Source organism: Streptomyces sp. NPDC127119 (genome assembly GCF_042677425.1).
Classification (GTDB): domain Bacteria; phylum Actinomycetota; class Actinomycetes; order Streptomycetales; family Streptomycetaceae; genus Streptomyces.
On the sequence record NZ_JBHXTO010000053.1, the window covers coordinates 45,974 to 54,651 of the forward strand.

Genomic DNA, 8,678 nt, shown 5'->3' on the forward strand with positions numbered 1-8,678 from the left:
CAACGCCCTCCGAGCCGAACCCCTCCAACAACCACTCCCTCCCCGCGCTCCTGTGCCTGGTCGGCGCCGCGCCCCCCCCCCCCCCCCACGACGACCAACAACAACGGCTACCGCGTAGCTCCCCGAGGAAGTGGGATAACACCCCACCACAGCACAAGGCCCGTTCAATACCAGCGCTACTGACACACCCCCGGACCAACACCACCTGGCCTCTATAGAGGTAGCGCCTTCAGGCGCCGCTCGTGTCCAGAGGGCACAACCAGGGCACAACACGTTCCCCCGCGTCCAACGGCTACCAACGTCAGCAAACGAAGTTTTCCCTGGTCAGCAGCACTTCTTGACAGTTTCCGCAGACAATGCTCGAAGAGGCGGCACCCCCGCACAGGGCGCCGCCTCTTCGTTTTTCGTGCGCCGGGACCCCGGCCCCGTCGGTGAGGGTGGGATGGCGGGGCGAGGTCCCGGAGTTGTGCGGGGCCCGGGTGGGCCCTGGTGGGTTACCGGTGGTCGCTGCCCTGCGAGGAGGATGCCGCGCGGCCTGCTTCCAGGCGGGCCACCGGGATGCGGAACGGGGAGCAGGAGACGTAGTCGAGTCCCACCTCGTGGAAGAAGTGGACCGACTCCGGGTCGCCGCCGTGTTCTCCGCAGACGCCGAGCTTGAGGTCGGGGCGCGTCTCACGGCCGGCCTTCACCGCGTCGCGTACGAGCTTGCCGACGCCGTCGCGGTCGATCGTCTCGAACGGGGAGACCCCGAAGATGCCCTTCTCCAGGTAGGCCGTGAAGAAGCTGGCCTCGACGTCGTCGCGGCTGAAGCCCCAGACGGTCTGCGTGAGGTCGTTCGTGCCGAAGGAGAAGAACTCCGCCGCCTCCGCGATCTGACCGGCCGTGAGCGCGGCGCGCGGCAGTTCGATCATCGTGCCGAGGGAGAGTTTCAGGTCCACGCCCGTGTGCTCCTGCACCTCGGCGATGACCTGCTCGGCCTCCTCGCGGACGATCTCCAGCTCCTGGACCGTGCCGACGAGCGGGATCATGATCTCGGCGCGCGGGTCGCCCTTGGCGTTCTTGCGCTCGGCGGCGGCCTCGGCGATGGCCCGTACCTGCATGGTGAACAGGCCGGGGATGACCAGGCCGAGGCGTACGCCGCGCAGGCCGAGCATCGGGTTCTGCTCGTGCAGCCGGTGGACGGCCTGGAGGAGGCGCAGTTCGTTCTCGTGGGGGTCCTGGCGGGCCTCCGCGAGCGCCACCCGTACCGACAGTTCGGTGATGTCGGGCAGGAACTCGTGCAGCGGCGGGTCCAGGAGGCGGACGGTGACCGGCAGGCCGTCCATCGCCTCGAAGAGCTGCACGAAGTCCTGCTTCTGGAGCGGCAGAAGCTCCTTCAGGGACTCCTCGCGCTCGGTGTCGGTGTCCGCGAGGATCAGGCGTTCCACCAGCTCGCGCCGGTCGCCGAGGAACATGTGCTCGGTGCGGCACAGGCCGATGCCCTGGGCACCGAAGCGGCGGGCGCGCAGCGCGTCCTCGGCGTTGTCGGCGTTGGCGCGTACGCGCAGGCGGCGCTTGCGGTCGGCGAAGGCCATGATCCGGTGGACGGCCTCGACCAGTTCGTCGGCGTCGTCGGCGCCCGCGTGCATCCGGCCCTCGAAGTACTCCACGACCGGGGAGGGGACCACCGGGACCTCGCCCAGGTAGACCTTGCCGGACGAGCCGTCGATGGAGATGACGTCGCCCTCCTCCACCACGTGCCCGCCGGGGACGGTCATCCGGCGCCGCTTGGTGTCGACCTCCAGCTCCTCCGCGCCGCACACACAGGTCTTGCCCATGCCGCGCGCCACGACGGCCGCGTGGGAGGTCTTGCCGCCGCGCGAGGTGAGGATGCCCTCGGCCGCGATCATGCCGTCGAGATCGTCGGGGTTGGTCTCGCGGCGGACCAGGATGACCTGCTCGCCCGAACGCGACCACTTGACGGCCGTGTACGAGTCGAAGACCGCCTTGCCGACCGCGGCGCCCGGCGAGGCGGCGATGCCCCGGCCGATCTGCTCGATCTTCGTCCCCTCGTCGAAGCGCGGGAACATCAGCTGGGCGAGCTGGGCGCCGTTGACGCGCTGCAGCGCCTCGGCCTCGTCGATGAGGCCCTGGTCGACGAGCTGCGTGGCGATACGGAAGGCCGCGCCGGCCGTCCGCTTGCCGACGCGGGTCTGGAGCATCCACAGCTGCCCCCGCTCGATGGTGAACTCGATGTCGCACAGATCCCGGTAGTGGTTCTCCAGGGTCTTCATGATCTGCATGAGCTGGTCGTACGACGTCTTGTCGATCTGTTCGAGGTCGGCGAGCGCGACGGTGTTGCGGATGCCCGCGACGACGTCCTCGCCCTGCGCGTTCTGCAGGTAGTCGCCGTACACGCCCTGGTGGCCGGAGGCCGGGTCGCGGGTGAAGGCGACGCCCGTGCCGGAGTCGGGGCCGAGGTTGCCGAAGACCATGGAACAGACGTTGACGGCGGTGCCGAGGTCGTGCGGGATGCGCTCCTGGCGGCGGTAGAGCTTGGCCCGCTCGGTGTTCCAGGAGTCGAAGACCGCGTGGATGGCGAGGTCCATCTGCTCGCGCGGGTCCTGCGGGAAGTCCCGGCCGGCCTCGGTCTTGACGATCTTCTTGAACTTGGTGACGAGCTTCTTCAGGTCGGCCGCTTCGAGATCGGTGTCGACCGCGACCTTCTTGGTCTGCTTGGCCGCCTCCAGCGCGTCCTCGAACAGCTCGCCCTCGACGCCGAGGACGGTCTTGCCGAACATCTGGATGAGCCTGCGGTACGAGTCCCACGCGAAGCGGTCGTCCCCGGCCTGCTTCGCCAGGCCCTGGACGGATTTGTCGGAGAGGCCGATGTTCAGGACGGTGTCCATCATGCCGGGCATGGAGAACTTGGCGCCGGAGCGGACCGAGACGAGGAGGGGGTCGTCGGCCTGTCCGAGTTTCTTGCCCATGGTCGCTTCGAGGGCGTCGAGGTGTGCACTCACCTCGTCACGCAGTGCCGCGGGCTCGTCGCCGCTGTCGAGGTAGGTCTTGCACGCCTCGGTGGTGATGGTGAAGCCGGGAGGCACGGGAAGACCCAGGTTGGTCATCTCGGCGAGGTTGGCACCCTTGCCGCCGAGAAGATCCTTGAGTTCCTTGTTGCCTTCGGTGAAGTCATAAACGAACTTCACGCTCCCGCCGACGCTCTCGACGCTGCTGCCGACGCCGCTGTCGCCGTTCTCGGCTACGTGGGGATCTTTGTTTTCCGACACGGGTCTCGACTCCTCGACGACGCGGTGGCTGCCCTGACGACGGGGAACATACCCAGATCGAAGGCGTCTGGGTACGTCCACTTGCGCGTCATACGGCTGTAACCACTCGTCCGCCACCAGATCGAAAGTCAAGGGATGGTAAGCCGTTGGGGCCTACAGCGTTCACCTCTTGAAGGCGACGGCGTCCACAGACCCGGCATTGCGCTCACCTGAGCGGCTTACGGCACGCCTGAGTTCACGTCGTCAATGATCAAAGAGTGGCACTGAGTGCCACCCTTTGGAGAAGTGCAGCCATCCAAGATCCGCTCATCTGAGCGAAACATCGATCATGCGTGGCGAGAATCACGCCGTTCCCGGGGCTCGGATTTCACCATGCGGACGCGTTCCCCGACCGGAAACACCACCGTCACATCGCCTCGCACGGGCGCCCCGCACGGCCCGCCGGCCCACCCCCTCACCCGGCGCCTCACACACCCATGGCGAGCAGGCGCTCCTCGATCCGCTCGGGCGCGAACAGGTGCTCCACGACCAGCGCACCGGCTCCGACCAGGGCCGCCCGTTCGCCGAGCCGGGACGTGACCACGTCCAGATGAGCGGTGGAGCGGGGCAGGGCCCGCTGGTAGAGCAGTTCGCGCACCCCGGTGAGGAAGGCGGTTCCGGCCAGATCCCCGGCGATCATCAGGACGCCGGGGTTGAGCAGGGTCACCACCGTGGCGAGGACGTCACCGACGTGCCGTCCCGCCTCCCGCGCGAACGCCGCCGCTCCGGGGTGCCCCGAGGTGAGCAGATCGCGCACGTCCGAGCCCGACGCCGCCGGAACCCCCGACTCCGCCAGCCTGCGGGCCACGGCGCCCCCGCTGGCGACGGCGGCGAGACAGCCGTACGAGCCGCATCTGCACAGCGCGTCGGCGCCCTCCGGGACCCGGATGTGCCCGATGTCCCCGGCTCCGCCGTCGATGCCCCGGAAGATCGTGCCGCCGACGACCACACCCGCGCCGATACCGGTGGAGACCTTCACCAGGACGAAGGCCGAGCAGTCGGGGTGGGCGGTGCGCTGCTCCCCGTACGCCATGAGGTTGGCGTCGTTGTCGACCAGGACCGGGACCGGTCCGGCGCCCGTGTGCTCGGTGAAGGCGCGCGTCAGGCGTCCTCTTATGTCGTAGCCGTCCCAGCCGGGCATGATCGGCGGCTGGACGACCCGGCCCGTGTCGGTGTCCACGGGTCCCGGTACGGCGAGCCCGATCCCGCACACCTCGGCCGCCCGGTGCCCGGCCTTCTCCAGCAGTTCGGCGAACCAGCGGCCCAGCTCGCCGAGGACCACGTCCGGGCCGTCCTCGACGAGCAGCGGCCCGGCGTGCTCGGCCAGCAGCTCACCGGTCAGGGACAGTACGGCGGCGCGCGCGTGCCGGGTGTCGAGGTCGGCGGCGAGGACGACGGCGTGGGAGTCGTCGAATTCCAGGCGGACCGAGGGACGTCCGCCGAGCGGTGAGTCCACCGGGCCCGCGGCGCCCTCGCGCAGCCAGCCGGCCCGGAAGAGCCGGTCGAGGCGCTGACCGACGGTGGCCCGGGACAGCCCGGTGACCTGTTGCAACGTTCCGCGGGTGGTGGCGCGCCCGCTGCGCACCAGCTCCAGCAGATCGCCGGAGCTGGCCTGGCTCCCGGCCTTCCCGGTCCTGGCGGCCATGTCGCTCCTCCCTGTGGTTCCGGTCATACGCACCCCTTGCGCTCACCAACTCTGCATTACATATTGAGTTTTGCGTGTTAAATAGACGTAACCCTACGGTAGCTACTGCCGAACTGGTCGGCGCCATGTCTTCGGGGAGACCTGAGTGGACCGCACAACCCAGCTCACCGCCCGCCGCACTGTGCACTTCGATCCCGTGCGCACCTCGGCCCCACCGCCCTTCACCGGCCAGGGCGACACCGGCCGGGCCCGGACCGCCGTATACGATCCGGTCCGCCCGGCGGAGTCCGTGCACGCCAGGGCGGCCCAGGTGCTGAACGGCAACTGGCGGGGCACGTCCACGGTGCCCTCACGCAGTCTGTATCCGCACCAGTGGTCCTGGGACTCCGCGTTCATCGCGATCGGGCTGCGGCACCTGTCGCCGCTGCGGGCCCAGACCGAGCTGGAGACGCTGCTCGACGCGCAGTGGGGTGACGGCCGGATCCCGCACATCGTGTTCAACCCCTCCGTCCCCCTCGACGCGTACTTCCCGAGCCCGGACTTCTGGCGCTCCTCGACCGCGGGGCGCGCCGCGGGCGCCCCGGGCACCGTACAGACCTCGGGCATCGTGCAGCCACCGGTGCACGCGCTCGCCGTGTGGCTGGTGCACGCCGCCGACCCGGGGCTGTCCCGGTCGCGGTCCTTCCTGGCCCGGATGTACCCGCGCCTCGCGGCCTGGCACCGCTATCTGCTGCATCGCAGGGACCTGGGCGGCGGGGGTCTCGCCTCGGTGGTCCACCCCTGGGAGCAGGGCATGGACAACGCGCCGAGCTGGGACGCGCCGCTGTCCCGCGTCACCCCCGCCCCGGCCCGTTCCTTCCGCCGCGCCGATCTGGACCACGGCGCCGCCGAGGACCGGCCGACCGACCTGGACTACGGCCGGTACGTACGGCTGGCGGCGGACTACCGCGACGGCGGGTACGCGGACGGCGGGCGACCCGGCGGCGGCATCGGTGGATTCGCCGTGGAGGACCCGGCGTTCAACGCGCTGCTGATCGCCTCCGAGCACGCGCTGGCGCGGATCGCCCGGGAGCTGGGCGCGACGGGCACCGCCCGGCACGCGCGCGCGGAACGGCTGACGGCGGCGCTGGTGGACCGGCTGTGGGACCCGGCGGAGGGCCTGTTCTTCTGCCGGGACGTGCGCACGGACGAGCCGATCCCCGAGCGCGGGGTCTCCGGTCTCGTCCCGCTGATCCTGCCGACGCTGCCGCGCGAGACGGCCGCGACGCTCGTACGGACCCTGCGCGGACCGCACTTCGGGCTCGGCGGCACGACGCGGCTCGTACCGAGCTACGACCTGACCGGGCACGCCTTCGACCCGCACCGGTACTGGCGGGGGCCCGCCTGGTTCAACACCAACTGGCTGGTGGAGCGGGGGCTTCGGCTGCACGGCGAGCTCGCGCACGCGGCCGAACTGCGGGGCGCGCTGCTGGAGACGGCGGACACGTCCGGGTTCGCCGAGTACGTGGACCCGTACACCGGTGAGGCCTGTGGGGCGCTCGGATTCAGCTGGACCGCGGCGCTGACGCTGGACCTGCTGCACGGGACGGCGCCCGAGGCGGCGCACGGCAGGGCCGAAAAACTCGGCAGGGCCGAAGAGTTCGGCACGGACGAAGAGTTCGCCGCGACGGAGAAGTCCGGCGAGGGTGCCTTGGGAGGGGACCTGCGATGACGGACCGGCAGCATCTGCTCGTACACGGCGGGACGTTCGTCGCGGTGGGCGACGGCGGGGACATCAGCGGAGTACGCGGCGGGGGCGGTTCGCACTCCGCCCCCGACGGGATGTTCGTGCGCGACGCCCGGCATCTGAGCCGCTGGCAGCTGACCGTCGACGGCGCGGTGCCCGAGGCGCTGTCGCCGGTGACGGACGGCGACACGGCCCGCTGCGTCCTCGTGCCGCGCGGCGGCCGTCAGGAGCCGCCCGCCCACACCCTCTTCCGCGAACAGGCCGTCACCGACGGCTCGTTCGTCGAGTCGCTGCGCATCACCAGCAACCGCCCGGTGCCGACGACCGTCCGGATCGCGGTCACCGCCGACGCCGACTTCACGGACCAGTTCGAACTGCGCTCCGACCACCGGACGTACGCGAAGACCGGCGCCGTACGCTCCCGCCAAGTCCTCGACGACGGCGTGGAGTTCAGCTACCAGCGCGGCGAGTGGCGGTCCTGTACGACCGTCACCGGTGAGCCCGCGCCCGACGGCGTCGAGGAGACCGGCACGGGCGCGCGGCGGCTCGTGTGGGCCCTGGACCTCGAACCGCACGGCTCGGCCGAACTGACCCTGCGGGTGGCGGCGCGCCCGCACGGCACGCCGGCCCCGGAGGTGCCGCTCACCCCGGCCGCCGCGAACGTCCGACTCCGCGCGCTGGAGGCCGAGTTCGCGCAGGGCGTGCCCTTCCCGACCGGCTGGCCCGAGCTGGCCGCGGCGTGCGCGCGCGGCCTGGCGGACCTCGCGGTGCTCCAGGTACCGGCGACCGGGCCCGACGGAGAGGAACTGCGCGTCCCCGCCGCCGGGGTGCCGTGGTTCCTGACGTTACTCGGCCGCGACGCGCTGCTGACCTCGCTGTTCGCACTGCCCTACCGGCCCCAACTGGCCGCCGCCACGCTGCCCGCGCTCGCCGCGGCCCAGGCCACCGAGGTCGGCGTGGGCACGGTCTCCCAACCCGGCAAGATCGTGCACGAGGTACGGCACGGGGAACTGGCCCACTTCGGGCAGGTGCCGTACGGCCGCTACTACGGCTCCGTCGACGCGACCCCGCTCTTCCTGGTCCTCCTCGGCGCGTACGTCGAGCAGACCGGTGACACCGCGCTGGCCCGCCGGCTGGAGCCCAACGCCCGTGCGGCGATCGGCTGGATGCTGGACCACGGCGGGCTGACCTCGCGCGGCTACCTCGTCTACCGCGCGGACGAGGGCGGCCTCGCCAACCAGAACTGGAAGGACTCCCCCGGCGCGATCTGCTCCGGCGACGGCAGCCGGCCCACCGGGCCCGTGACGGCCGCGGGCGCGCAGGGGTACGCGTACGACGCGCTGCGCCGGACCGCGCAGCTCGCCCGGACGGTGTGGGACGACGAGGTGTACGCGGCGCTCCTCGAACAGGCCGCCGGGGATCTGCGGGACCGGTTCCAGCGGGACTTCTGGATGGCGGACCGCGCGTTCCCCGCGCTCGCGCTCGACGGCGACGGGAACCACGTCGACGCGCTCGCGTCCGACGCGGGGCATCTGCTGTGGTCCGGGCTGCTGGACAAGGAGTACGGGGAACTGGTGGGGCGGCGGCTGCTGGAGCCGGACTTCTTCTCCGGCTGGGGCGTGCGGACGGTGGCGTCGGGGCAGCCCGCGTACCATCCGCTGTCGTACCACCGGGGGTCGGTGTGGCCGCACGACAACGCGCTGATCGCGTTGGGGCTGGCGCGGTACGGGCTGCACGACGAGGCGCGGGCGGTGGCGCACGGGTTGGTGGACGCGGCGGCCGTCGCGGGGCACCGGCTGCCGGAGGTTCTGGCGGGGTACGGGCGTGGCACGCATGCGGAGCCGGTGCCGTATCCGCATGCGTGCGTACGGGAATCGCGGTCTGCGGCCGCGCCACTGGCGCTGCTGACGGCTGTGGGCGGTGCGTAGCCGGCTGCGGGCCGGTGGGGGCGGGCCCAAAGGATTGCGCAGTTCCCCGCGCCCCTAGGTACCTAGGGGCG

General features: G+C 71.3%; 4 protein-coding genes. 2 read left to right on the forward strand and 2 right to left on the reverse strand.

Going from position 1 to position 8,678, the window contains the following annotated elements; all coding sequences use genetic code 11:
• Positions 1-494: 494 nt before the first annotated feature.
• Both ppdK and ACFVH5_RS22765 read right to left on the reverse strand, forming a co-directional pair.
• The gene (ppdK, locus tag ACFVH5_RS22760; protein ID WP_385835445.1) at positions 495-3,269 is read right to left on the reverse strand and encodes a pyruvate, phosphate dikinase; all 2,775 of its coding nucleotides are present in this window, start codon (positions 3,267-3,269) and stop codon (positions 495-497) included.
• Positions 3,270-3,735: 466 nt separating this feature from the next.
• Entirely contained in the window at positions 3,736-4,980 is a 1,245-nt protein-coding gene (locus tag ACFVH5_RS22765) for an ROK family protein (protein WP_385835446.1), read from the reverse strand.
• A 118-nt stretch (positions 4,981-5,098) separates the two neighbouring features.
• Here ACFVH5_RS22765 and ACFVH5_RS22770 point away from each other — a divergent pair, with 118 nt between their 5' ends.
• Together ACFVH5_RS22770 and ACFVH5_RS22775 are read left to right on the forward strand one after the other, a co-directional pair.
• Positions 5,099-6,664 (forward strand): amylo-alpha-1,6-glucosidase, encoded by a 1,566-nt coding sequence (locus ACFVH5_RS22770; RefSeq protein WP_385835447.1) that lies wholly within the window; start codon positions 5,099-5,101, stop codon positions 6,662-6,664.
• Complete coding sequence (locus ACFVH5_RS22775; protein ID WP_385835449.1) at positions 6,661-8,607, forward strand: glycogen debranching N-terminal domain-containing protein; 1,947 nt, start codon at positions 6,661-6,663, stop codon at positions 8,605-8,607. Before ACFVH5_RS22770 ends, ACFVH5_RS22775 begins: the two co-directional genes overlap by 4 nt.
• Positions 8,608-8,678: the final 71 nt, after the last annotated feature.